This window comes from Rhizobium lusitanum (assembly GCF_014189535.1).
GTDB lineage: Bacteria > Pseudomonadota > Alphaproteobacteria > Rhizobiales > Rhizobiaceae > Rhizobium > Rhizobium lusitanum_C.
Map to the genome: position 1 here is coordinate 410,333 of NZ_CP050308.1, position 22,864 is coordinate 433,196.

The 22,864-nt window shown below is 61.1% G+C and carries 20 protein-coding genes and 2 pseudogenes; 8 read left to right on the forward strand and 14 right to left on the reverse strand.

What is annotated here, in order from left to right:
* Positions 1-16: 16 nt before the first annotated feature.
* The 4 genes from HB780_RS15805 to HB780_RS15820 all read right to left on the reverse strand — a co-directional run bounded on the left by HB780_RS15805 (position 17) and on the right by HB780_RS15820 (position 3,774).
* On the reverse strand, positions 17-1,561 hold the full coding sequence (locus HB780_RS15805) for a DHA2 family efflux MFS transporter permease subunit (protein WP_183693369.1): 1,545 nt from the start codon (positions 1,559-1,561) through the stop codon (positions 17-19).
* Positions 1,554-2,777 (reverse strand): HlyD family secretion protein, encoded by a 1,224-nt coding sequence (locus HB780_RS15810; RefSeq protein WP_183693371.1) that lies wholly within the window; start codon positions 2,775-2,777, stop codon positions 1,554-1,556. The genes HB780_RS15805 and HB780_RS15810 overlap by 8 nt, the downstream gene beginning before the upstream one ends.
* Positions 2,770-3,234: a MarR family winged helix-turn-helix transcriptional regulator gene (locus HB780_RS15815; protein WP_183693374.1), complete on the reverse strand. Its 465-nt coding sequence runs from the start codon at positions 3,232-3,234 to the stop codon at positions 2,770-2,772. Before HB780_RS15815 ends, HB780_RS15810 begins: the two co-directional genes overlap by 8 nt.
* Positions 3,235-3,492: 258 nt before the next feature.
* Complete coding sequence (locus tag HB780_RS15820; protein WP_183697153.1) at positions 3,493-3,774, reverse strand: DUF883 family protein; 282 nt, start codon at positions 3,772-3,774, stop codon at positions 3,493-3,495.
* 182 nt (positions 3,775-3,956) lie between these two features.
* Between HB780_RS15820 and HB780_RS15825 the strand changes: the two genes are divergently transcribed.
* The 5 genes from HB780_RS15825 to HB780_RS15845 are packed head-to-tail and all read left to right on the forward strand — an operon-like array spanning position 3,957 to position 9,445.
* On the forward strand, positions 3,957-5,849 hold the full coding sequence (locus HB780_RS15825) for a peptidylprolyl isomerase (protein ID WP_183693378.1): 1,893 nt from the start codon (positions 3,957-3,959) through the stop codon (positions 5,847-5,849).
* Between the two features lie 25 nt (positions 5,850-5,874).
* A complete protein-coding gene (gene trpD / locus HB780_RS15830; RefSeq protein WP_183693381.1) occupies positions 5,875-6,891 on the forward strand; it encodes an anthranilate phosphoribosyltransferase in 1,017 nt (338 codons plus the stop codon).
* A 12-nt stretch (positions 6,892-6,903) separates the two neighbouring features.
* Complete coding sequence (gene trpC, locus HB780_RS15835) at positions 6,904-7,719, forward strand: indole-3-glycerol phosphate synthase TrpC (RefSeq protein WP_183693384.1); 816 nt, start codon at positions 6,904-6,906, stop codon at positions 7,717-7,719.
* A 1-nt stretch (position 7,720) separates the two neighbouring features.
* Complete coding sequence (gene moaC, locus HB780_RS15840) at positions 7,721-8,215, forward strand: cyclic pyranopterin monophosphate synthase MoaC (protein ID WP_183693388.1); 495 nt, start codon at positions 7,721-7,723, stop codon at positions 8,213-8,215.
* Positions 8,216-8,218: 3 nt separating this feature from the next.
* On the forward strand, positions 8,219-9,445 hold the full coding sequence (locus tag HB780_RS15845) for a molybdopterin molybdotransferase MoeA (protein ID WP_183693391.1): 1,227 nt from the start codon (positions 8,219-8,221) through the stop codon (positions 9,443-9,445).
* A 66-nt stretch (positions 9,446-9,511) separates the two neighbouring features.
* Here HB780_RS15845 and gnd read toward each other — a convergent pair whose 3' ends face one another.
* Entirely contained in the window at positions 9,512-10,537 is a 1,026-nt protein-coding gene (gene gnd / locus HB780_RS15850; protein ID WP_183693394.1) for a phosphogluconate dehydrogenase (NAD(+)-dependent, decarboxylating), read from the reverse strand.
* 199 nt (positions 10,538-10,736) lie between these two features.
* Here gnd and HB780_RS15855 point away from each other — a divergent pair, with 199 nt between their 5' ends.
* Positions 10,737-11,114 carry a VOC family protein gene (locus HB780_RS15855; RefSeq protein WP_183693397.1) on the forward strand — a complete coding sequence of 126 codons (378 nt, stop codon included), beginning with the start codon at positions 10,737-10,739 and terminating at the stop codon, positions 11,112-11,114.
* On the opposite strand, the gene HB780_RS15860 is transcribed toward HB780_RS15855, so the two are convergent.
* Positions 11,090-12,223, reverse strand: coding sequence for a citrate synthase (locus HB780_RS15860; RefSeq protein WP_183693399.1), 1,134 nt, complete (start codon positions 12,221-12,223; stop codon positions 11,090-11,092). The genes HB780_RS15855 and HB780_RS15860 overlap by 25 nt on opposite strands.
* An 84-nt stretch (positions 12,224-12,307) precedes the next feature.
* Here HB780_RS15860 and HB780_RS15865 point away from each other — a divergent pair, with 84 nt between their 5' ends.
* Positions 12,308-13,396 carry a citrate synthase/methylcitrate synthase gene (locus tag HB780_RS15865; RefSeq protein WP_183693402.1) on the forward strand — a complete coding sequence of 363 codons (1,089 nt, stop codon included), beginning with the start codon at positions 12,308-12,310 and terminating at the stop codon, positions 13,394-13,396.
* A gap of 72 nt (positions 13,397-13,468) precedes the next feature.
* Here HB780_RS15865 and HB780_RS15870 read toward each other — a convergent pair whose 3' ends face one another.
* From HB780_RS15870 to HB780_RS15885, 4 genes are all read right to left on the reverse strand, one after another.
* On the reverse strand, positions 13,469-15,340 hold the full coding sequence (locus HB780_RS15870; protein ID WP_183693405.1) for a CHASE2 domain-containing protein: 1,872 nt from the start codon (positions 15,338-15,340) through the stop codon (positions 13,469-13,471).
* Between the two features lie 13 nt (positions 15,341-15,353).
* A complete protein-coding gene (locus HB780_RS15875) occupies positions 15,354-15,887 on the reverse strand; it encodes a FecR domain-containing protein (RefSeq protein WP_183693408.1) in 534 nt (177 codons plus the stop codon).
* A gap of 85 nt (positions 15,888-15,972) precedes the next feature.
* On the reverse strand, positions 15,973-17,022 hold the full coding sequence (locus tag HB780_RS15880) for a HoxN/HupN/NixA family nickel/cobalt transporter (protein ID WP_183693411.1): 1,050 nt from the start codon (positions 17,020-17,022) through the stop codon (positions 15,973-15,975).
* Between the two features lie 84 nt (positions 17,023-17,106).
* Positions 17,107-17,502, reverse strand: coding sequence for a rhodanese-like domain-containing protein (locus tag HB780_RS15885; protein ID WP_183693414.1), 396 nt, complete (start codon positions 17,500-17,502; stop codon positions 17,107-17,109).
* A 68-nt stretch (positions 17,503-17,570) separates the two neighbouring features.
* On the opposite strand from HB780_RS15885, the pseudogene ftrA reads away from it, so the two are divergent.
* A pseudogene (gene ftrA / locus HB780_RS15890) lies at positions 17,571-18,609 on the forward strand (transcriptional regulator FtrA).
* Here ftrA and HB780_RS15895 read toward each other — a convergent pair.
* From HB780_RS15895 to HB780_RS15910, 4 genes and pseudogenes are all read right to left on the reverse strand, one after another.
* On the reverse strand, positions 18,572-20,200 hold the full coding sequence (locus tag HB780_RS15895) for a CTP synthase (protein ID WP_183693417.1): 1,629 nt from the start codon (positions 20,198-20,200) through the stop codon (positions 18,572-18,574). The pseudogene ftrA and the gene HB780_RS15895 overlap by 38 nt on opposite strands.
* 144 nt (positions 20,201-20,344) lie before the next feature.
* Positions 20,345-20,853: pseudogene (gene secG / locus HB780_RS15900) on the reverse strand (preprotein translocase subunit SecG).
* Between the two features lie 119 nt (positions 20,854-20,972).
* The gene (gene tpiA, locus HB780_RS15905; RefSeq protein WP_183693419.1) at positions 20,973-21,743 is read right to left on the reverse strand and encodes a triose-phosphate isomerase; all 771 of its coding nucleotides are present in this window, start codon (positions 21,741-21,743) and stop codon (positions 20,973-20,975) included.
* A 140-nt stretch (positions 21,744-21,883) separates the two neighbouring features.
* The gene (locus tag HB780_RS15910; RefSeq protein WP_183693422.1) at positions 21,884-22,780 is read right to left on the reverse strand and encodes a dienelactone hydrolase family protein; all 897 of its coding nucleotides are present in this window, start codon (positions 22,778-22,780) and stop codon (positions 21,884-21,886) included.
* Between the last annotated feature and the right edge of the window lie 84 nt (positions 22,781-22,864).

A 22,864-nucleotide genomic window follows, 5' to 3' on the forward strand; every position in this document is an offset into this window, starting at 1 on the left:
TGGAAAGACTGCGCGGCTATTCCATTGCAACGCTGTGATCGACCACTGGCGGCGCGGCTGGCTTGCGCAGAAGAATCAGCAGCGGCATGGCGAAGATCGACATCAGCATCAGCAGCTTGAAATCGTCCATATAGGCGATAATCGTCGCCTGCGTGGTGATGATGCTGTCGAGCGAGGCGCGGCCGACGGCCGTCAATGGGCTGAGGCCCTGCGCCACCGTCGCATCAAAATAACGATTGAACGGCGTCACATAGGCGGCGATCGTCGAATGGTTGACCTGGGTATTCTCGGTGATCAGCATGGAGACGACGGATATGCCGACGCTGGAGCCGATGTTGCGCGAGAGATTGTAGAGGCCGGTCCCCTCGCCGCGCATCTGTGCCGGGAGCGTCGCAAACGCGATCGTTGTCAGCGGCACAAAGAGGAAGCCAAGACCGGCGCCCTGCACGAAACCGACCGAGATCAACGTCCATTGCGAGACGTCGGGCGTCCAGCCGGTCATGTCGTACATCGCCCAGGCGGTCAGCGCGAGGCCGATAAAGAGCAGCCAGCGCGTATCGACCTTGCCGATCAGCCGCCCCACGAGGAACATGCAGAACATGGTGCCGAGGCCGCGTGGGCCCATGACGATGCCGGCGGTGACGACCGGATAGCCCATCAACGTCTGCAGATAGGGCGTCATCAGCGCCAGCGAGGCGAGATAGGTGACACCGACGATGAAGATGAACAGCATGCTCACCGCGAAGTTCTGATCTAGGAACAAGCGCGGGTTCACGAAGGATTTTTCCGCCGTGAACATATGCACCAGGAAGAGATAAAAGGCCGAGACGCAAACCAGCGCCTCGATGATGATCTCTCCGGAGTAGAACCAGTCCAGCTGTTCGCCACGGTCGAGGAAAAGCTGCAAGGCTGCGATGCCGATCGACAGCATGCTGAAGCCGAATATGTCGAGCTTGGCGAGCGCATCGCGCGTGGTTTCGGTTACATAGACAACGATGCCGAAGAAGGCGAGCGCGCCGATCGGCACGTTGATGTAGAACACCCAGCGCCAGCTCATATTGTCCGTCAGCCAGCCGCCGATAACAGGCCCGAGCACAGGACCAACCATGACCGAGACGCCGAACAGAGCCATGGCCTTGCCGCGTTCCTCGACATTGTAGATATCAAGCAGAATGCCCTGCGACAGCGGCACGAGCGCTGCGCCGAACAGCCCCTGCAACAGGCGGAAGCCGACGATCTGGTTCAGAGATTGCGCCAGGCCGCAAAGCACGGAGGCGACGACGAAGCCGGCGATCGCCACCAGCAGCACGCGCTTGCGGCCGAATTTGGCCGACAGGAAGCCGGATGGCGGCGTCATGATCGCGGCGGCGACGATGTAGGAGGTCAGCACCCAGTTGATCTGGTCGGCGCTGGCCGAAACGTCGCCCTGGATATGCGGGAGAGCGACGTTGGCGATGGTGGTGTCCAGCGCCTGCATGATGACCGCCAGAATGACGCAGGCGGTGATGGCGCCGCGATTGGCGATCGGGCCGGCAGTGGACGTGGCGGCAGCGTTACTCATGATCCTGACCGTGGGATTGGCCCAACAGGCTGGCGATGGAGTCCGGCAGGCCGCGAGCATGGCCGGTATCGACACCGGCGACGACGCTCATGCCGACGCGCAGCGGTGGTTTGCCCTGCGTATCGTCGATGCTGATGATCATCGGGATGCGCTGCACGACCTTCACCCAGTTGCCCGTGGTATTCTGCGCCGGCAGCAGCGAGAAGCTCGCGCCCGAGGCCGGCGAGATGCTGGAGACGGTACCTTTCCAGGTGACGCCTGGATAGGCATCGACCGAGATCGTCACCTTCTGGCCAGTCTTCACATAGGTCAGTTCGGTTTCCTTCGGGCTGGCGTTGATCCACATATTGGTGGTGGAAACCAGCGAGAAGCCTTGCTGCGCGGCGGTCAGATAGGCGCCGACCTGCAGCGAGGGAACATTGGTGGTGATGCCGTCGAAGGGCGCACGCACGACCGTATCGTCGAGTTCGCGCTGCGCGTTGTCGACAGCGGCCTTGGCCTGCAGGTAAAGCGGGTTCTGCTCGACCGGCAGGTCGGCATTGGTGCCGAGTTGGGCAAGCGTGGTTGCCGCCTGTGCCTGGGCGACGGAGACCTTCTGCTGGGCCGCATCGAGATTGTGCTTGGCCTGATCGTAGGCAGCCTTGGAGGCGACCGAGCTGTTGATCAGGTTCTGCTGGCGCTCGTATTCATTCTGGTAATAAGGAATATCGGCCTGCGCCTGGGCGATCTCTGCGAGAGATTGCTTGTAGCTCGCCTGCAGGTTCAGGATCTGGTTGCGGGCATTGCCGAGTTGGGCCTGCGCGCCTTCCAGCGTAATGCGGAACGAATCGGGCTTCAGGCGGAAAAGCACCTGTCCCTTCTTCACCACTTCGTTTTCATGCACGTCGATCGAGATCACCGTGCCGGAAACATCGGTCGAAACGCCGACCATGTCGGCCTGGACATAGGCATTGTCGGTGGACATGATCTGCCCGCCGGTGACGTAATAATAGCCGCCGATAACCAGCGCGACTGGCAGCAGCGCGAAGAGAATCGGCCGCGTCGGGCTGCGGCGCTTGCGCGGTTTTTCAGGAGCTGCGGCCGGAACCGCCGCACCTGCCGCAGCCGGCGCGGGTGCAGGATTGGAGGACGGTGCCTCCGCAACTGCGGCTTGGTTCTGCTCGATTGCGGAATTTACGTTTGCGGGTACGCGAAGCGGAGAGGATGCGTCAGCCATGATTTGTCTCTTTGTCGCCCACCGTTGCACGGCAGGCCTGGACCAGGTTCGATTTCATAAGGGTAAGCAATTGATAAAGGCGCTCATGCTCTTCGAAAGGAACACCTTGGAGGGCCTCCCTGCGGGTCTGGTCGCCCAAACCACGCATGGTGTCGAGTAACGGCCGGGCTTCATCGCTCATATAGAGCATCCAGCTCCGACGATCGTTCGGATGCTGGCGACGTTCGACCAACCCGCGATCAGCCAGCTTGTCGAGGATCCGCACCAGCGTGATCGGCTCGATCTCCAACATTTCGGCAAGACCTGCCTGATGGATGCCCTCGTTGTTCGAGAGATAGGCGAGTGTCTGCCATTGCGAGCGCGTCAGTCCCAAATCCTTCGCACGCTGCTCGAACCGCTTCCGTAGAAGCCGGGCAACGTCATGGAGGAGAAAGCCGAGGGTCGGTGATGTGTGCATGATATGAGAAGCCTGCTATTCATAAGCAACCTTATAATGCCGTGACGTATAATAAGTGGGCGCCCGATTCAAGAGGTTGAGGCGCGATCATCGGCGGATTGTCAAAAATGTCGCAGGGGGTGTCGCAAAGATGTCGCAGTCACAGGGGGGATATGAGGCAACGCGCGACCGAGGATTTAAAAGTCAAAAATGGGATATCAACCCGCAGGCTCCGAGCCTGCGGGTTGATAGACTCAACATCTAAAGGATCTTGTGGGCTTAGCGGCGGCTGAGCAGCCCTAGGAGGTAACCAATGCCGGCAGCAGCAGCAACCATGAAGATTGGCTCCTGACGGACCCTTTCACGCAGGTGCTCGGTTATTTCCTCAGCCTCTTCAGTAACGACCGACTTTGCACCCTGCCCGACTGCTGCCACACTATGGGAAAGTTTCGTTAAATCCTCCCGAAGCGCTGCGATCTGCACGGCGAGGTCATCGACGGCGGTTTCTGCGTGCGCCTGTGCTGAGGCTGATTGGGCGGAAGCGGATTTCGTCTCGGCCATCATTGGCTCCTTTTGTTTACCTTGTCATTCAACGTCAATCCTGGGTAAAGGTTCCGGAGCTTCCGTGCTTGGCCCGGTTGATTTCCTCGGTAGCTCTTCAATTCCGTTTCGGATTGCTCTAAGGAACTCCGATTGCTTCGCCCGCGGGTGAAGATGGTATTGATGACGAGGTTTGCCTTCCGATGTTCGATGTGTTGAGAAAACTGGCCAAGACCTGGGTTGCCAAGGGTTTGTTGCTTCTCCTGGCTGCTGCCTTCAGCGTATGGGGGATCGAGCGTTCGCTCATTGGAGGCGGCAGTAGCAATGCCGTTGTGACCGTCGGCGATCAGAAGATCGATACCAACGAGTTCCGCCTTGCCTATCGCCGCCAGATCCAGGCCATCAGCCAGCAGCTGCGCATGCAGGTCACACCTGAGCAGGCGCGCGCATTTGGCATCGCGCAGCAAACCGTCGCGCAGCTTGTCGCCGGCGCCTCGCTCGATCAGCTCGCCAGCGATATGAACCTCGGTCTGTCGCAGGATCGCCTCGCCCAGCTCATCGGCGATGATCCGGCCTTCAAGGCGCTGAACGGCACCTTCGATCGGCAGAAATTCGAGAGCCTGCTGCGTAACAGCAGCATCAATCCCGACGACTACATCAAGGAGCGCAGCAAGGTCGCGGTCCGCAGCCAGATCGTGGAAGCTGTCTCCAACGGCTTTACCGCCCCGAAGACGCTGGTCGATGCCGTCAAGCAATATCACGCCGAAAGCCGCAGCATCGATTATCTGCTGTTGACCAACGCCAATATCGATCCGATCAAGGCTCCGGCCGAAGATGTGCTGTCGAAATGGTTCGATGGGGTCAAGTCGAAGTACCGCGCGCCCGAATACCGCAAGATCGCCTATGTGAAGCTGCAGGCCGAGGATGTTGCCGATCCGGCAAGCGTGACCGATGACGCCGTTCGCGCCGAATTCGAGAAGCGCAAGGATAGCTTCACGACGCCGGCGACCCGCACGATCGAACAGCTGACCTTCGCCAACAAGGATCTCGCAAATGCGGCCTTGGATGCGCTGAAGACCGGAACGACATTCGACCAGCTCGTCACCGACCAGGGCAAGAAGCCGGCCGACGTGCTGCTCGGCACCTTCACCAAGGACCAGGTTCCGGATCAGACACTCTCCCAGGCCGCTTTTGCCGTGACCAAGGAAGGCGGCACGACGCCTGTCGTCGACGGTTCCTTCGGCCCGGTGATCCTGCGCGTGACCAACGTCAAGGACGAGACCGCGAAGAACTTCGACGACGTCAAGGAAGATGTCCGCAAGCAGATCGCGCTCAACAATGCCTCAAGTGAAATCACCAGCATCCATGACAAGTTCGAGGACCTGCGCGGCTCCGGCGTGTCGTTGCCGGAAGCGGCTCAGCAACTGAGCCTGAAGGCGATAACGGTTGATTCGGTCGATGCGAGCGGGCTCGATCAGAACGGCAACGAGATCAAGGATCTGCCCGCCAGACAGCAATTGCTCGGCGAAGCCTTCAAGGCGGACCAGGGCAGCAATTCCGCGCCCTTGACTGTCGGTAACGATGGTTACGTCTGGTACGATGTCCTGGGTATCACACCGGACCGCGATCGCCCGCTTTCCGAAGTGCATGAAAAGGCTGTAGTCGACTGGACTGCCGCGCAGCAGAAGATTGCGCTCGCCGCCAAGGCCGTCGAGCTGAAGCAGGAAGCTCAGAAGGGCAAGTCGCTTGCCGATATCGCCACGCCGCTCGGCATCGCCGTCGAGAGCAAGGCTGACGTTACGCGCACGACGGACGATCCGGTTCTTGGCCGTGCTAGTGTCGCTGCCGCCTTCTCCGGCCCGGTAGACACGGCTGCCAATGCTATCGGCGCCGACGACACGACGCAGATCCTGCTGAAGGTCACCGACGTCAACAACAATCCGACGACAGATGCGTTGAGCAACGAAGATCAGCAGGCGGCCCAGATTGCCAATGCCGCCGGCGACGACATTCTCGACCAGATCGTTGCTGACCTGCAATCCAAATACACCGTCACGGTCAACCAGAACCTCGCCGAACAGGCGATGTCCCGCTAGGCCCGGTCGGGAGGATCGATAGCCGATGGCTGAATTGAAACCTTTTCTCGCCAAGGTCGCCAATGGCGAGGTGCTGACGCGGGACGAAGCCCGTCAGGCATTCGAGATCCTAATGTCGGGGGAAGCCACGCCCTCGCAGATCGGTGCGTTCTTGATGGCGCTGCGTGTGCGCGGCGAGACGGTCGACGAGATCGTCGGCGCGGTCACGACCATGCGTGCCAAGATGTTGCGTGTAGAAGCGCCGTCTGATGCGATCGATATCGTCGGCACCGGCGGCGATGGCTTCGGCACTTACAACATCTCGACGCTGGCGGCGTTCATTGTTGCCGGCGCAGGTGTGCCGGTGGCAAAGCACGGTAACCGCGCTCAGAGCTCCAAGGCCGGCACGGCCGACACGCAGTCCGTGCTGGGCATCAAGCTCGACATCGGTCCAGAGACGATCGCCCGCTGCATTCGCGAGGCCGGCATCGGCTTCATGTTCGCACAATTGCATCATTCGTCGATGCGCCATGTCGGCCCCTCCAGGGTGGAGTTGGGCACGCGGACGATCTTCAACCTGTTGGGACCGTTGTCGAACCCCGCCGGCGCTCGTCGGCAGTTGCTCGGCGTCTTCGCGCCGGAGTGGGTCGTGCCGCTCGCCGAGGTGCTGAAGGACCTGAATGCCGAGAGCGTCTGGGTCGTGCACGGCAATGGCCTCGACGAAATCACCACGACCGGAACCACCTCGGTCGCGGCGCTTGAAGGTGGCAAGATCCGTACCTTCGAACTGACGCCCGCCGATTTCGGCCTGGCGCATGCCGATCTGGCTGACCTCAAGGGCGGCGACGGCATTGCCAATGCGGCAGCGCTCCGTGGCGTGCTCAGCGGTGAAAAGAATGCCTATCGCGATATTTCTCTCGCGAATGCGGCAGCATCCCTGGTGATTGCCGGCAAGGCGGAAACGCTTCATGATGGCATGAAGCTCGCGGCCCAGTCGCTCGATAGTGGCGCGACTGCCGCTGCGCTGGAAAAGCTGATCGCCGTCTCCAACGCCGAAGAATAGGTTCAGGACGTCATGACCGATATTCTCAAGAAGATCGAAGCCTATAAGCGCGAAGAGATCGCCGCCGCCAAGGCCAAGGTCTCGCTTGCCGATCTCAAGGCGATGCAGGCCGGCCAGTCCGCGCCGCGCGGTTTCCATAGAGCGCTCCTCGCCAAGAAGAATGCCGGTTCCTTCGGCCTGATCGCCGAAATCAAGAAGGCCAGCCCCTCGAAGGGCCTGATCCGTCCCGATTTCGATCCGCCTGCCCTCGCCAAGGCCTATGAGATCGGTGGTGCCGCCTGCCTCTCCGTATTGACGGACAGCCCAAGCTTCCAGGGCGCCCCGGAGTTCCTGACCGCTGCCCGAGCCGCATGCTCGCTGCCGGCATTGCGCAAGGATTTCATGTTCGAGACCTACCAGGTGCATGAGGCGCGCGCCTGGGGCGGCGACTGCATTCTCCTGATCATGGCTTCTCTCTCCGACAGCGAAGCCGAGCGCCTGCAGGACGAGGCCTTCGGTCTTGGCATGGATGTACTGGTTGAAGTGCATGATGCAGAGGAGATGGAGCGGGCGCTGAAGCTGTCCTCGCCGCTGATCGGTATCAACAACCGTAATCTGCGCACCTTCGAGGTCAGCCTGACGGTTAGCGAAACCCTGGCACCTATGGTTCCCGCCGACCGGCTGCTGGTGGGCGAAAGCGGCGTCTTCACCCACGCTGATTGCAAGCGGCTCGAAGCCGTTGATATCTCCACATTTCTCGTTGGCGAAAGCCTAATGCGCAAGGACGACGTGGCGGCGGCGACACGTCTGCTGCTGACCGGCGAAACCGGCGCTGTAGCGGCCGAATAAGATGAGCACGGAAAAGACCGGCCTCACCCATATCGGCGCTTCCGGCGAGGCGCATATGGTCGATGTCGGCGACAAGGCTGAGACGATCCGCATCGCCACCGCCGAAGGCCATGTGACGATGAAGCCGGAAACGCTGGCGCTCATTCGCGAAGGCAACGCCAAGAAGGGCGACGTTATCGGCACCGCGAGGCTTGCCGGCATCATGGCCGCCAAGCAGACTGCCAATCTCATCCCGCTCTGCCATCCGCTGATGCTGACCAAAGTCACGGTCGATATCACTGAGGATGCCGCCCTGCCCGGCTTGCGCGTCACCGCCACCGCAAAGCTCACCGGCCGCACCGGTGTCGAGATGGAAGCGCTGACGGCGGTCTCCGTCGCCTGCCTGACCATCTACGATATGGCCAAGGCTGCCGACCGGACGATGGAGATCGGCGGCATTAGACTATTGGAGAAATCCGGCGGCAAATCCGGTGATTTCCGTCACCCGGAGGCCTGACACATGAGCCTTTTGCCCGTAGCGGATGCCCAGGAGCGTCTGCTGAACAGCGCGACGCCGCTCCATCGTATCGAAAGCATTACGCTCGACTTGGCCGATGGCCGGGTTCTCGCCAAGGATCTAGCGGCGCGCCTGACCCAGCCGCCCTTCGACGCCTCGGCGATGGATGGCTACGCGCTGCGTTTTGACGATGCCCCCGAACCGGGAGCGGAGTTAACCGTGATCGGTACTTCAGCCGCGGGCCACGCTTTCGAGGGTACGGTCGGCAGGGGCGAAACAGCGCGTATCTTCACCGGCGCGCCGGTTCCGTCTGGTGCCGATACGGTGCTGTTGCAGGAGGACGCGGAACGGCTGGAGGGGAGCCGAATCCGCACCACCTATTCCTTGCGCAACGGACAGCATATTCGTCCACGTGGCCAGGACTTTGCCGAGGGTGAGGTCGTGCTTCCGGCAGGCACGGTGATGGATTTTTCGCGGCTGACGGTGGCTGCTGCCATGAACCATCCGGCGCTCGAGGTTTACCGCCGCCCCCTGGTGGCGATCCTTGCGACTGGCGATGAGCTGGTGACGCCTGGCAGCGAGCCTGGCCCCTCGCAGATTATCGCGTCAAACACCTTCGGCATCGCGGCGCTTGCCCGCAGTGCCGGCGCCCATGTACTCGATCTCGGGATCGTCCCCGACGATGAGGCGGAAATCACCGCCGCGATCGGTCGGGCGCAGGTGGCGAAAGCGGATGTCATCGTCACACTCGGCGGAGCCTCCGTCGGCGATCACGATCTGGTGCAGGCGACCCTGATTGCGGCCGGCATGCAGCTCGATTTCTGGCGAATCGCCATGCGTCCCGGCAAGCCGCTGATGGTCGGTAGCCTTGGTGAGACCCATGTGTTGGGGCTGCCTGGTAATCCGGTCTCCAGCCTCGTCTGCGGCCTGTTGTTCCTGGAGCCGTTGATCCGCAAGCTGGCGTCTCTACCGCCGGTGAAGCGTGACGCCACGGCCCGTGCTGCTGTAACCCTCAAAGCGAATGACCAACGCCAGGACTATGTCCGCGCCACGCTAACGAAATCCGCCGATGGCGACTGGCTCGCAGAGCCTTTTTCCAAGCAGGATTCCTCGATGATGAAGGTTTTTTCCCGCTCGGATTGCCTCATCATCCGCCCGCCGCATGTGCCTGAACTCACCGCCGGCGCTCCATGCCCGGTCCTGCTATTGCGCCCGGACCTGCTGGGCTAAACCGGACACAAAAATGCCGGGCAGTTTGACCCGCCCGGCACGAATGTCATCAAAACCGTAAAGCGATTACTTGACGGGCTTCTCGTGGTGGCCGCCGAAGCCTGCGCGCATGGCCGAGAGAACCTTGTTGGCGTAGTCGTCATTGCCGCGCGAGGCAAAGCGGCCGTAGAGGGCGGCGCTGAGTACCGGTGTCGGGACGCCTTCGTCGATCGCGGCCGAAATTGTCCAGCGGCCCTCGCCCGAGTCCGAAACGCGGCCGGCATATTGCGACAGGGCGGCATCGCCATGCAGCGCGTCGGCGGTGAGGTCGAGCAGCCAGGAGGTGATAACGCTGCCGCGGCGCCAGACTTCGCTGATTTCGGCGATGTCGAGGTTGTACTGGTAGTATTCCGGATGGGACAGCGGCGCGGTTTCCGCGTCGGCTTCGGTGGTCTGCGTGCCGACATTGGCATGACGCAGCACGTTGAAGCCTTCCGCATAGGCGGCCATCAGGCCGTATTCGATACCGTTATGGACCATCTTGACGAAGTGGCCGGCGCCAGACGGGCCGCAATGCAGGTAGCCCTGTTCGGCCGTGCTGGCCTTTGCAGCTTCGTCGGAGCGCATCGGCGATGGCAGAACGTCGCCGACGCCCGGTGCGAGCGTTGCGAAGATCGGCGACAGGTGCTGGACGGTATCCTTTTCGCCGCCGATCATCAGGCAATAGCCGCGCTGCAGGCCGAAGACGCCGCCGCTTGTGCCGACGTCGACATAGTGGATGCCCTTGGATTTCAGTTCGCCGGCGCGGCGGATGTCGTCATGATAATAGGAGTTGCCGCCGTCGATGACGATATCGCCCTCGTCGAGCAGCGGAAGGATCGCGGCGAGTTCCTTGTCGACGATCGCAGCCGGCAACATGAGCCAGACGGCACGAGGACGGGCGAGCTTCGATACGAAATCTTCGAGCGACGTGCTGCCGGTGGCGCCGAGCTGCTCAAGCGTCGTGATGCTTTCCGGACGCGCGTCGAAAACGACGGCGGTATGGCCGCCCTTCATCAGACGCTGCACCATGTTGCTGCCCATGCGGCCAAGGCCAATCATTCCGATTTGCATATGTCAGTCTCCCAGGAAGGATTTGTATCGGTTGAAATCTCAATAGAGATATTTAGCCGTCTTTGCCAATGAACAAATGACGGGCGAGCTATGCAGCTACGCGGGATCGGGGCGAAACATGCGGCGCTCACGCATCTGTGATATTGCTTGGCGCCGACAAACTGCCAAGCTATCCGCATCGGCCATCTCTGGAGCAGATATGCTGGATCATGTCACAATCGGGGTAAGCGATATCGAACGGTCCAAGGCCTTCTATGACAAGGCTCTGCTGCCCCTCGGCATCGAGCGCCTATACGCCGAAGGCGTGACGTTTGCCGGATACGGGATCCGGCCAAAGGCCTTCTTCTGGGTAGGGCATCGAAATGCGGCGCAAACTGGTGTTCATGTTGCTTTCACGGCTGAGGACAGAGCGGCTGTTGACCGATTCTATGAAGCCGCCCTTGCTGCCGGCGGGCTGGACAATGGGCCTCCCGGCATCCGGTCTCATTATCACCCCAGCTACTACGGCGCTTTCATCCTCGATCCCGATGGGCACAACATCGAGGCCGTCTGTCACTCGACCGGCGGGCCGACATAACGCGCACGTGGCCGGATGAGGTGCCCGCTTGTCGACTGCTCCATGGCATGCGCCAGCCAGCCGACCGTGCGGGCAAGCGCGAAGATGATCATCGGTGCATCCTCGGGCAAATGATAGGCTGACGTCATCGCTGTCAGCGCAAAGTCAACATTGACGCGTTCTCCCACGAGGTCTTCAGACACGCTCCGAACCTCTGCAAACAAGGGCGGCAGGGTGAAGCATGCGAGCAGCGCTTTGGCGCGCGCATCACCGTCTGGATAGAATGGATGTCCGACCGCTGGCACCGGTCGTCCTTCCGCCAGATAGCTACGCACCGCCTCCTCCGCCCCGATTGCGGCGGCGCGGGTGATCAGCGAGCGCACGCTTTGCCACGCACCGCCATGCAGCGGTCCGGTCAGCGTCGCAAGACCGGAAAGTGCGGCGGCTGACAGCGTCGCTCCGGCGGAAGCGGTGATTCGCGCCGTGAAGGTCGAGGCGTTGAGCTCATGATCGGCGAAGAGAACCAGGCAGCGGCGGATGAGGTCGCCGGCATCCGGTCTGCCCCAGGCCGTAGCAAGACGTTCATGCAACGGCAGCGTGGACACCCCCGGCGCCAGCGCTTCCGCAACGGTGCCGAACACGCTTTCGGCTTCGTTCTGAAGCGCCGGCAATGAGCGTCCAAGCGAAGGCAGGTCGGTCGTGGCCCGCCCAGCCAGTGCGGAAAAGGCCGCGCTCAGGGCGGGCAATCGTCTGTCTCCACCCTGCCCCTCCAGCCGCACCGGCCGCTTCATGTCCCAGAGCAGAACCGCGATCTCTTCGAGCGTCGCATGTTCGGCAAGCTTGGCTGCATCCTGCCCACGATAGAACAGGCGACCGTCGAAAACCGTCGATAGCGCCGAAGGCAGCACCGGATCGCCCCACTGGATCGCTTCGGCCGCCACCGTCTCCGTCTTGCGCCGTCCGGCATGGCGCGCCGCCAGCCGTTTGACATCATCGGTGAAGTAGAGGCTGCGCCGCGTATCAGCCGGATCAGGCTTCGCACGGATGCGGCCACGGCTGACATTGGCGTACAGCGTCTGCGTTTTTGTACCCAGCAGGGTCAATGCCTGCTCCGCCGTCAGCCAGCTCATAAATCCTCACATTGATCAATTTCATCAAGATTGACGTCAATGCAAATAGGACTGATCTAAACGCATAGTCAAAGGAGAATGCTGATGAAAAGTGGTCTTGAAGATGTCATTGCTGCCGAAACCAAGCTGTCCGATGTCGACGGCGCTGCCGGCCGGCTGATCATTCGCGGTGTGTCGTTGGACGATCTGGTGGCGACGAGCCGCTTCGAGGATGTTGCCGCCCTGCTGCTCGACGGACTATTCGAGGAACACGCCGATGCGGAAAGCATCAAGACGCAGTTGGGTGCTGCGCGCGCAGAATTGTTCGCGCATGTCGCCGCCGCCGATCCGACATTGCTGGCCCTGCCACCGGTCGAGGCCGTGCGGGCGCTGTTGGCCCGCATCGAGGACGGCGAAGATTTCGCCACCGCCATCCGCCTGATGGCCGCACCCGCCGTTTTCCTGCCGGCCGTGCTACGCCTTCAGAACGCCGAGACGCCGATCAAGCCAGACGCCGCGCTGTCGCAGGCCGCTGATATCCTGCACATGCTGGCGGGCAAGCGCCCGACATCAGAGCAGACAGCCGGCCTCGACGCCTATCTGGTTACGATCTCCGACCATGGCCTGAACGCTTCCACCTTCGCCTCCCGCGTCATCGCCTCCACCCATGCCGGTCTCACCTCGTCGGTGCTGGCTGCTATCAGCGCTCTCAAGGGACCGCTGCATGGTGGCGCCCCCGGCCCGGTGCTCGACATGCTCGACGCTGTCGGCGACCCGGCCAATGCTCGCGCTTGGCTGTCGCAGGCGCTTGATCATGGCGAAAGGCTGATGGGCTTCGGCCACCGCGTCTACCGCGTCCGCGATCCGCGTGCCGATGCCTTGAAGACGGCGCTCAAGCCGATTTTCGCGAGTGGTCAGGCCGACGCCGGCCGCATCGCGCTTGCCGAAGCGATCGAGGCCGCTGCGCTGGCGCTTCTGAAGGAGCGCAAGCCGGATCGTCCTTTGGATGTCAATGTCGAGTACTATACGGCGCTGCTTCTCGATGCTCTCGGCTTTCCACGCAACTCCTTCACCGGCGTTTTTGCGATCGGCCGCACGGTCGGCTGGATTGCGCATGCACGCGAACAGACATTGGACGGCCGACTGATCCGTCCGCAGTCGCGTTACGTCGGACCGCTGCCGAAAGCAGCGTAACAAAAGCAGCTATCCTCATGCGGCCGTGACCTGTCGCGGCCGCTTCCTTCGCCCCCTTGGCAAGCGGCCCGGCTACGCTTGCGATCCCGCCTGGCTTCGCCAGAGCCATACCGCCAACGATCCGGCACGGCCGCGCAAGCTTGTTTCGACCGGACCTTCGAGCTTGCCTTCGATATAGGGCAGACTGTCGCGTCCGGCGGAATGTAGCAGGTCATTGCTGATGGCGATCTCGGCCTGATTGCGGGCGGCCACTTCCATCAGGCGGCTGGCAACGTTCACCGTGTCGCCGGTCGCCGTGATCTGCTGACGGCCTTCACCACCGAGCCTTGAGGCGACTATGGTGCCGAAATGCGCGCCGATCTTGAAGCCGATGCGAGAGGCGGTCGCCTCCGGCAGCGCTGCGAGCCAGCCTCTCATCCGGTCGGCGAGGCGAATGCAGCAGCGCGCCGCATTGGCGGGATCGGTTCGCTTCGGCTGCGGCAGTCCGAAAAGGATCATCGCACCGTCGCCCATGAAGCTGGTAATAGCGCCGCCGCAGGCGGTCACTTCCTCGTCGACAAGATTGTAGAAACCGTTCAGCAGCTCCCGCACGGCGGTGGGTCCGATTGTCTCGCTGAGACCCGTAAACCCGTTGATGTCGATGAAGACTACGGCGGCCTCCTGATGCACCGGCTTTGCGAGAAAGCCGGGATCGCGGGCAAGATGTTCGGCAAGACCGGGTGCCTGGATGCGCTGCAGGCGTTCGCTCTCCTCGGCAAAGCGCCCGGCCTGCCTGCGGCCGAGCCAAAGCTGGGCTGCGCCAAAAAACAGCGTTGGTGGGACCGTCGCGGCGATCGGCACGGCGGCGCTCAGCCAGATCCCGTACTTGAAGGCACTGAGGTTGATCGCCAGCCAGGCAAGGACGACGCAGAGCGCCATGATCAGGCCGATGGTGTTGCGCCGCCAGGCAAGCAGGCCGACCAGGAGGAGCGGCAGGCCGACGGCGAAATAGAGATCGACGAGACGCACGCCATGGTCACGGACCAGGCCGTCGCCGGCGATTAGATGTGTGATCGAGGTGGAGATGACTTCGACGCCCGGCAGTACCGGATCGAACGGTGTCGGAAAGACATCGCCGCCGCCGGTGACGGTCGCACCGATGACGACAATATGGTCCCTAATCGCCTTTTCCGGCAATTGCCCATTTAAGGCCGTGCTGGCGCTGATGGTGCGGATCGTGCCGCGCGGACCATAGAACGACAGCGGCATGAGATAGCCGGTATCGGTATGCACGGAGCGGTCACCGATCTTGATGTGGTCGGAGATGACCGTTGGATGTTCGCCGGTCGCCGCCGAAACGACGCGCAGCGAGAAGGACGGTTCGATTCGCTCGCCGCTGCGAAACAGCATGGGCACGAAACGCGGCGTTCCCGTCTTGTCGGTCTGCACATTGACGATGCCATAGCTCGCGGCTTCCGCGAACCGCTGCTGTGGCTCCAGGAATTGCAGTGCGCTCGGCACGCGCGCGAGAGGTTCCTTGCTGTTATCAGTGACGCGCTGGCGGCTTTCGGGAAAGATGCCGGCTGCAGCCAACACGGTATTGGTTCGCTTGAGCGATTGCTCCAGTGCCGCATCGCCGGATTCATCACCCGGATCGACCAGAAGCATGTCGAGCGCGATTGCTTTCGGCCCCAACGCTGCGATCGCGTCTATGATTGTGGCCAGGGTGGCGCGGGGCAGCGGATAGCGCCCCACCGCCCGCGACGTCTCATCGTCAATGGCAACAATGGTGACGATATCGGGCGGCTGACGGCTGCCGCCGACTGCATTCCTGAGGTTCGTCAGCGTCGCCTCAGCGCCGTCGATAAACGGAATGTCACCGCGCAGATGCGTGATCCCGAGGCCGAGACCCCAGACGGCAGTCAAGACAAGCGCGATCAGCGTCAGGAGCGGTGGTCTGCGCATGGGCGTCAGGATCTCACTGGCCGAGGCGGGCCATCAATGCATTTATGCGTGGTTGCCCCCAGCGCGTGACATGTAGGGAAGAACGGCCGCTATCGGCATCGATGCCCTGCCATTGCCCGAGTGTCACGCCCTCCCCGGTCGAAACCTTGTTGACCGCAACGCGGCCGCGTAGCACCAGCACCGATGTCTTGCCACGCTGTGTATCGACCGCCCATCGCGTGCCCCGGACGGCAGCGATCGCCTGCGGTGTCACCACTTCGAACCCGCCTTGAATGCGGCTGCTGTCGACATCGATCAGCGCCGCCTTGCTGTTGAGCACCATGGTATCCACCTGACCGTCGCGATTCCGGTCCGCAAGCCGGTAGCGTGCCCCGCGTTCGATGGTGATGCTAAGCCCCGGTTCGCAATTCAGGGTCTGTCGCTTAGTGCTGACCGCCGGCCGCAGCGAGCAGTTTGCGGTGGCTTGCGCAGAGGCCGATCCGGCGCTGATGGCGCAGAGAACGCCCACTGCCAGTGCAACGCCGAGAATATTGCCTGTCTGGATCATGATTGGCCCCCTCATCGCATGTAACCGGGGCCGAGGACGACCATCTCCAGTCACGGCATTCTCGATCCTTGGAACGGATGATGCGTCAGGAGCGGTTGATCTGCAAGCTATCGTAACCCCCGGCCTTGTAGAGCACGGTCGAAACCAGCCAGCTCAACAGGAAGATGCCGACGATCGCGAAGCCGAAATTGGCAAGATTATCGTTGAGACTGCCGATGAAGCTCCAGACACCGCCTTCGAGGCCTAGCTTATCGGAGATCAGCCCTATCGCCTCGATGCCGCCGATGAAGATGGCGACGACAACCGAAGCGGCGGTGATCGTCAGATTGTACCAGAGCTTGCGCACCGGCTTGACGAAGGCCCAACCATAGGCGCCGGTCATCAGCGTGCTGTCGATGGTATCCATCAGCGACATGCCGGCGGTAAACAGTGCCGGGAAGACGAGAATCGTCCAGAAGGACATGCCTTGCGCCGCCTGCGCCGCGGAAATACCGAGCAGGCCGACCTCCGTCGCCGTGTCGAAGCCGAGGCCGAAGAGGAAGCCGATCGGGTACATGTGCCACGACCGCGTCACCACCTTGAACATCGGCCGGAAGATACGCGTAAGAAAACCGCCGCCGGCCAGCAGTGCGTCGAGATCCTCGTCGGCAATCCTCTCGCCCCGTCTTGCCCGGTTGAAGGCCGACCATACGCCCTTGAGCACGAACAGGTTGGCAATACCGATGAGAAGCAGAAAGGCAGCCGAAACGGCCGTTCCGATGACGCCGCCGACATCGTGGAACGATTCGAACTGGCCCTGCATCGCAGCCGCCGTTGCGGCAATGAAGATCGAGGCAAGCACGACGATGCTGGAATGGCCGAGCGAGAAGAAGAAGCCGACAGCATAGGGCTGCTTCTTCTCCTGCATCAGCTTGCGCACCACATTGTCTATCGCCGCGATGTGGTCGGCGTCAAACGCATGCCTGAGGCCGAACATATAGGCGAGAAACGCGGTGCCCAGCAGCGACGGCCTGTCGGAAAAAGCGACCCATGCCCAAACCCAGGCGGCGATGTTGAATGAAATCAGCAGAATATAGGTGACGGCAATCTTGGTCTTCGACCGCTCGATCCGGTCATCAAATGGATTGAGTATCATACTTTTGTTCCCAATGTGCTTACTGGCAAATTGCCATGGAAACGGGAACGGCGCGACAGTCAAATGACGTAGGGAGCAGAATTTTTACGGTGCAAGAAACAGAAACCCCTCGTCCGCCCAGCCTGTCATACCACCAATCATGACCTTGACGCGCTTGCCGAGCATGCCGAGACGCAAGGCCGCCTTATCGGTTCCGTTGCAATGCGGGCCGGCGCAATAGACGACGAAGAGCGTATCATCCGGCCACTCCGCCATTTTCCGCGCCGTCATCTTGCCGTGCGGCAGGTTGACCGCGCCGGGTATGTGTTGCTGTCCGAATAGCGATGGCCCGCGAACGTCGAGCAGGACGAAATCGGTATTGCCGGAGGCGATAGATAGCTGGACATCGGAACAATCCGTTTCGAATGCGAGCTTTTGGCCATAATATTCGGCGACCGCGTTGGGAGAAGCGGCGGGTATTTCACTGACACGGCTGGACATGAAGGCTCCTGCTTTGGTGTTGCGGGAGCATTTATGTCGCGAACATCTCCCTGTTGAAATTGGCTGGAATGCCATATAACGTCAAAATCATGCCAAACACTTTCGCTCCGCCTCTTCGCGGTCCGCACGTCGTCGCTCTTGTCTATGACGGGCTCTGCACTTTCGAATTCGGCGTTGCCTACGAGATATTCGGTCTGCCTCGACCTGAGATGGGAGAGGATTGGTATCGTTTCTCCGTTTGCGGCATAGAGGGTGGTCCCCTTCGCGCCGCCGGTGGCCTGCTGGTCCAAGTCGATCGCGGTCTTGATATCCTGCAGGGGGCCGATCTGATCATCGCTCCCGGTTGGCGCGGAATAACCTCACCCGTCCCCGCGCCATTGATTGCCGCGTTGCAGGCTGCCAGCGATCGCGGCGCTCGCGTCATGTCGCTATGTTCGGGCGTTGCCGTTCTCGCTGCGGCTGGATTGCTGGCGGGGCGGAAGGCGACGACACATTGGCGCTATGTCGATGCCATCGCCGCCCGCTATCCCGATGTCACCGTCGATGCGGACGTGCTGTATGTCGATGAGGGCGCTGTTCTGACCGCAGCCGGAAGTGCCGCGGCGATCGATCTTTGTCTTCATGTTGTCCGCAGAGACTTCGGGCCGGAGGCAGCAAACAGTGTGGCGCGCCGGTTGGTGGTGCCTCCCCATCGCGAAGGCGGTCAGGCTCAATATATTGAGACGCCGGTGTTGCGTCAGCGTGAAGGGGCCAGACTGGGGCCGCTGCTCGATTGGATGCGCCAGAGACTACACGAGGAGCAACCGATCGTCACACTGGCAGAACGTGCCGGCATGAGCGTGCGGACCTTTCAGCGTCGATTCGAAGCGACAACCGGCATGGCGCCGGGTGAATGGCTTCTAGCTGAGAGATTGAGATATGCCCGCGATCTTCTCGAAAAAGAGACAGCCAAATCGCTGGATGATGTCGCCGTCGCGAGCGGTTTTGGCTCGCTTGCCACGATGCGCCATCATTTTTCGGGAAAAGCTTGCGGTCAGTCCCAGTGACTACCGCAAGCGATTTTCAAGAGTTAAACCAGCCGGCTCTGTTCCGTCGCCGCTTCGATGAAGCTCAAGAACAGCGGATGCGGCTCCAGCGGGCGGGACTTCAGTTCCGGGTGGTACTGAACGCCGATGAACCAGGGATGGTCGGGGTATTCGACCGTTTCCGGGAGGATACCGTCCGGCGACATGCCAGAGAAGATGAGGCCGCAACCTTCGAGGCGGTCCTTGTAGTCGATATTGACTTCGTAGCGGTGACGATGGCGCTCGGAAATATCGGTTGAGCCGTAGACCTCGGCGATCTTGGTGCCCTTCTTCAGGGTCGCCTTGTAGGCACCGAGGCGCATCGTGCCGCCGAGATCGCCGGATTTCGTACGCTTCTGCAGCTCATTGCCCTTCAGCCATTCCGTCATCAGACCGACCACAGGCTCGTTCGTCGGGCCGAATTCGGTGGATGACGCATGTTCGACGCCGGCAAGGTTGCGAGCCGCTTCGATGACGGCCATTTGCATGCCGAAGCAGATGCCGAAATACGGCACCTTGCGCTCACGAGCAAAGCGCGCCGCCAGAATCTTGCCTTCGGAACCGCGTTCACCAAAGCCGCCGGGCACGAGAATGCCGTGGACCTTTTCCAGATACGGCGCCGGATCTTCCTTTTCGAAGACCTCCGACTCAATCCATTCAAGGTTGACCTTGACGCGGTTGGCGATCCCGCCGTGATGCAGCGCTTCGATCAGCGACTTATAGGCATCCTTCAGGCCGGTATACTTGCCGACGATGGCGATGGTCACTTCGCCTTCCGGCGTGCGAATGCGGTTGCAGACCTCTTCCCATTGCTCGAGGCGCGGCTTCGGCGCCGGCTCGATGCCGAAGGCAGCCAGCACTTCGTTGTCGAGGCCTTCCTTGTGATAGGCCATCGGTACGTCGTAAATGTTTGCGACGTCGAGCGCCTGGATAACGGCAGACTGTCGGACATTGCAGAACAGCGAAAGCTTGCGGCGTTCTGCCTCCGGTATTTCCCGGTCGGCGCGCACCAGCAAGATATCGGGATGAATGCCGAGTGCCTGCAGTTCCTTGACGGAATGCTGCGTTGGCTTGGTCTTCAGCTCGCCGGCTGCCGGGATATAGGGCATCAATGTCAGGTGGACATAGACTGCGGTGCCGCGCGGCAGGTCGTTGCCGAGCTGGCGGATAGCTTCCATGAACGGCATCGCCTCGATATCGCCGACCGTGCCGCCGATCTCGCAGATGACGAAATCATACTCGTCATTGCCTTCGATGACGAAGTCCTTGATCTCGTTGGTCACATGCGGAATGACCTGGACGGTGGCGCCGAGATAGTCGCCGCGACGTTCCTTGTCGATAATGTTCTTGTAGATACGACCGGTGGTGATGTTGTCCGTCTTGGTGGCAGAGCGACCGGTAAAGCGCTCGTAGTGGCCAAGATCGAGATCGGTTTCCGCGCCGTCGTCGGTCACGAAGACCTCGCCGTGCTGGGTCGGGCTCATCGTGCCCGGATCCACGTTCAGATAGGGGTCGAGTTTGCGCAGGCGGACCCGATAACCACGGGCCTGCAACAACGCTCCGAGAGCCGCGGCCGCAATTCCTTTTCCGAGAGAAGAAACCACGCCGCCAGTGATGAATACATATCGCGCCATGGGAGTCACCGGATACCTTTTAACAAACGATTCTGCCAGCCCTAAAATTCGTTTCCGGAATTTTGGACACAGAACACAGAATTTCGACAAAACAAAACCGGCAGATCCGAAGACCTGCCGGAGGAGGATGCTATGCGACCGGGCTTAGTTGCCGGTCGGAACGCCGTTGCCACTCTGGGCTGGCGTCGTCGTAGCCGGTGCCGTCTGCTGACCGGTAGCGGCCGGAGCCTGCTGGGTGGTCGTCGCCGGAGCGGGTTGCGTCGTTGTCTGAGACTGCGGAGCGACCGCGCCGCTGTTCGGAACGCCACTATTGTTGGCCGGCTGCGGCTGGCTGGCTGCCGGTGCTGCGCCATTCTGGCCGCCAAGCGAATCAAGAATGCCTTTGCCTTGGCCCGTCGTGCTCGGAATACGGTTGAGAATATCCGTCGGACGTCCCTCGAAGCGAGACAACACGTTCATGCCGAGCGCTAGCAAAAAAACAGAGTCGCCAGGATCGCCGTGGTGCGCGTCAGCGCATTGGCTGCGCCCCGAGCCGACATGAAGCCCGATCCGCCGCCAATGCCCAGGCCACCGCCCTCCGAGCGCTGAATCAGCACCACGCCGATAAGGGCGACAACAATCATGAGATAGATGACAAGCAATACGGTTTGCATAGGTCCAGTCCTGCCCACGGGCGCGGGCATCAATCAAAAAGAAAAGCTCGCGGCTCTTTACATGAGGCTCTCGCCTATTCCAAGCCCTTTCGAGATTGGAATTCGGTCAAGTGAAGCCTTTAGGCGAACTGCCGTTCGAATGCGCCATAGATGGCGAGGAAATCGACGGCTTTCAAGCTTTGCCCACCGACGAGCAAACCGTTGACATTCGCAACGGCAAGCAGATCCGCCGCATTCGCACCGCTGACCGAGCCGCCGTAGAGAAGACGGTACTTTTTGCCGTCCTCGCCGAAGCGCTCCACGAGCTTGCCGCGTATGAAAGCATGAGCCTCTTCGACATCGGCGCGGGTAGGAACTTTACCCGTGCCGATAGCCCAGACCGGTTCATAGGCGATGACGGTCGTTTCCGAAGTGGAGCTATCGGGTATCGAAGCGGCGAGTTGACGCTTGAGGACGTCAAGAGTCTGAGCATTGTCGCGCTCTTCCGCCGTCTCGCCGATGCAGATGATCGTCGTCAAATCGGCAGCAAGGGCTGCTTCCGCCTTGGCGCGCACCAATACGTCACCTTCCGCATGGTTCCTGCGGCGTTCGGAGTGGCCGACGATGACGTGGGTGCCGAAGCAATCGGCAATCATCTCTGCGGAGATATCGCCTGTATGCGCGCCGCTGACCAGCTGATGGCAGTCCTGTGCGCCGATCGCCAATGGGCTGTCATCGCAGAGTGCCGTTGCGACATAGAGGAGCGTCGCCGGCGGGCAGAGCAGCGTGTCGATCTTTTCCGACAGTGGTGCTTTCACGCCTTCCGCGATCGCCTTGATCTGGTCGAGGCTGGCACGCGTGCCGTTCATCTTCCAGTTTCCCGCCAACAGCGGCCGAATTTGCTTCGTCATTCCTCATCTCCCCTTCATTCATGTGCTGCCGCACTAACAAAAGCGAGAGGGAAAGAAAAGTTAACGGTGGTCCTCGGAGCGGCCTAAAATCGTTTAAAAATCGCTTTTTCGAGAATAAACCGAATTTTTCTCGAAAAGACCTAGGACGGCTGTGGATCGATGATCCAATTCAGCACCTTCCGCCAGTCGGTCATGCGAACCGGCGTGCCGTGATTGCCGGTTGCAAACAGCGTGAACCGCGTCGGGTAATGGGCCTTGTAGAGCTTTTCGAACAACGCTTCCTGGTCGGCGGCGGCATAGACAGGATCCTTGCTGCCATGGGTAAACCAGACCGGCAGTTTCGCCTTGTAGAAAGCGCTCTTGACGAAATCCGGATCGGTCACGCCGCTCAAGATCGCCATGCCCTTCAGGCGTTTGACGCTCTCGGCATCGCGGGTGATGCCCCAGCAGACGAAGCTGCCCATCGAGGCGCAAGTGAGGATGACGGGCTTGCCACCTGACTGCTCGTAGGAATAGCGGATCAGAGCCGCAATGTTGGCGACGCCATCGCTGTCGAAGCTTTTGACGCTCGGGGCGTAGTAGGTGCCGCCATTGTTGTAGGCGAGGTTCTTCAGCCGATTGAAATTGCCGCCGAAGGTATAGTCGTTCGACCCCAGCCGGCGATCGCCGCCGCGGCCATGGATGAAGATCACCGTGAAAGCCTGTCCCGATTCCCGGCCGATACGCGTGACATCGAGCTTGCGATCGCCAAGCGGCAGGGTCTCGTCTTCTTGCGCCTTCCAGCGCACGCCGGTGGCGATGTAGGCCGGCTTGACCCGCTTTTCCGGGATCTGGTCGCGGCTGTTGATGTCGCGCATCTCCTGATAGTCGATCGTCTGGAACGCGCCATTGTCATGGCTCTCGATGACTGTCTGGCTGGAAAACAAATCATCCTTGAAGGGTTTTAGCGCTTCGGCGGACGCACCAGCCGCGACGGTGAGCGGCAAAAAGGCCGCAATTGCGGCTAATACCGGCAAATGAGCTGTGGACATTCGCATGTGGACACTTCCCTCGATAGGCTCACGGGCTTGCCATTCGCCGCCCGGCAACGCAAATCTTTTTTCGAATTTGTCCCATCACTG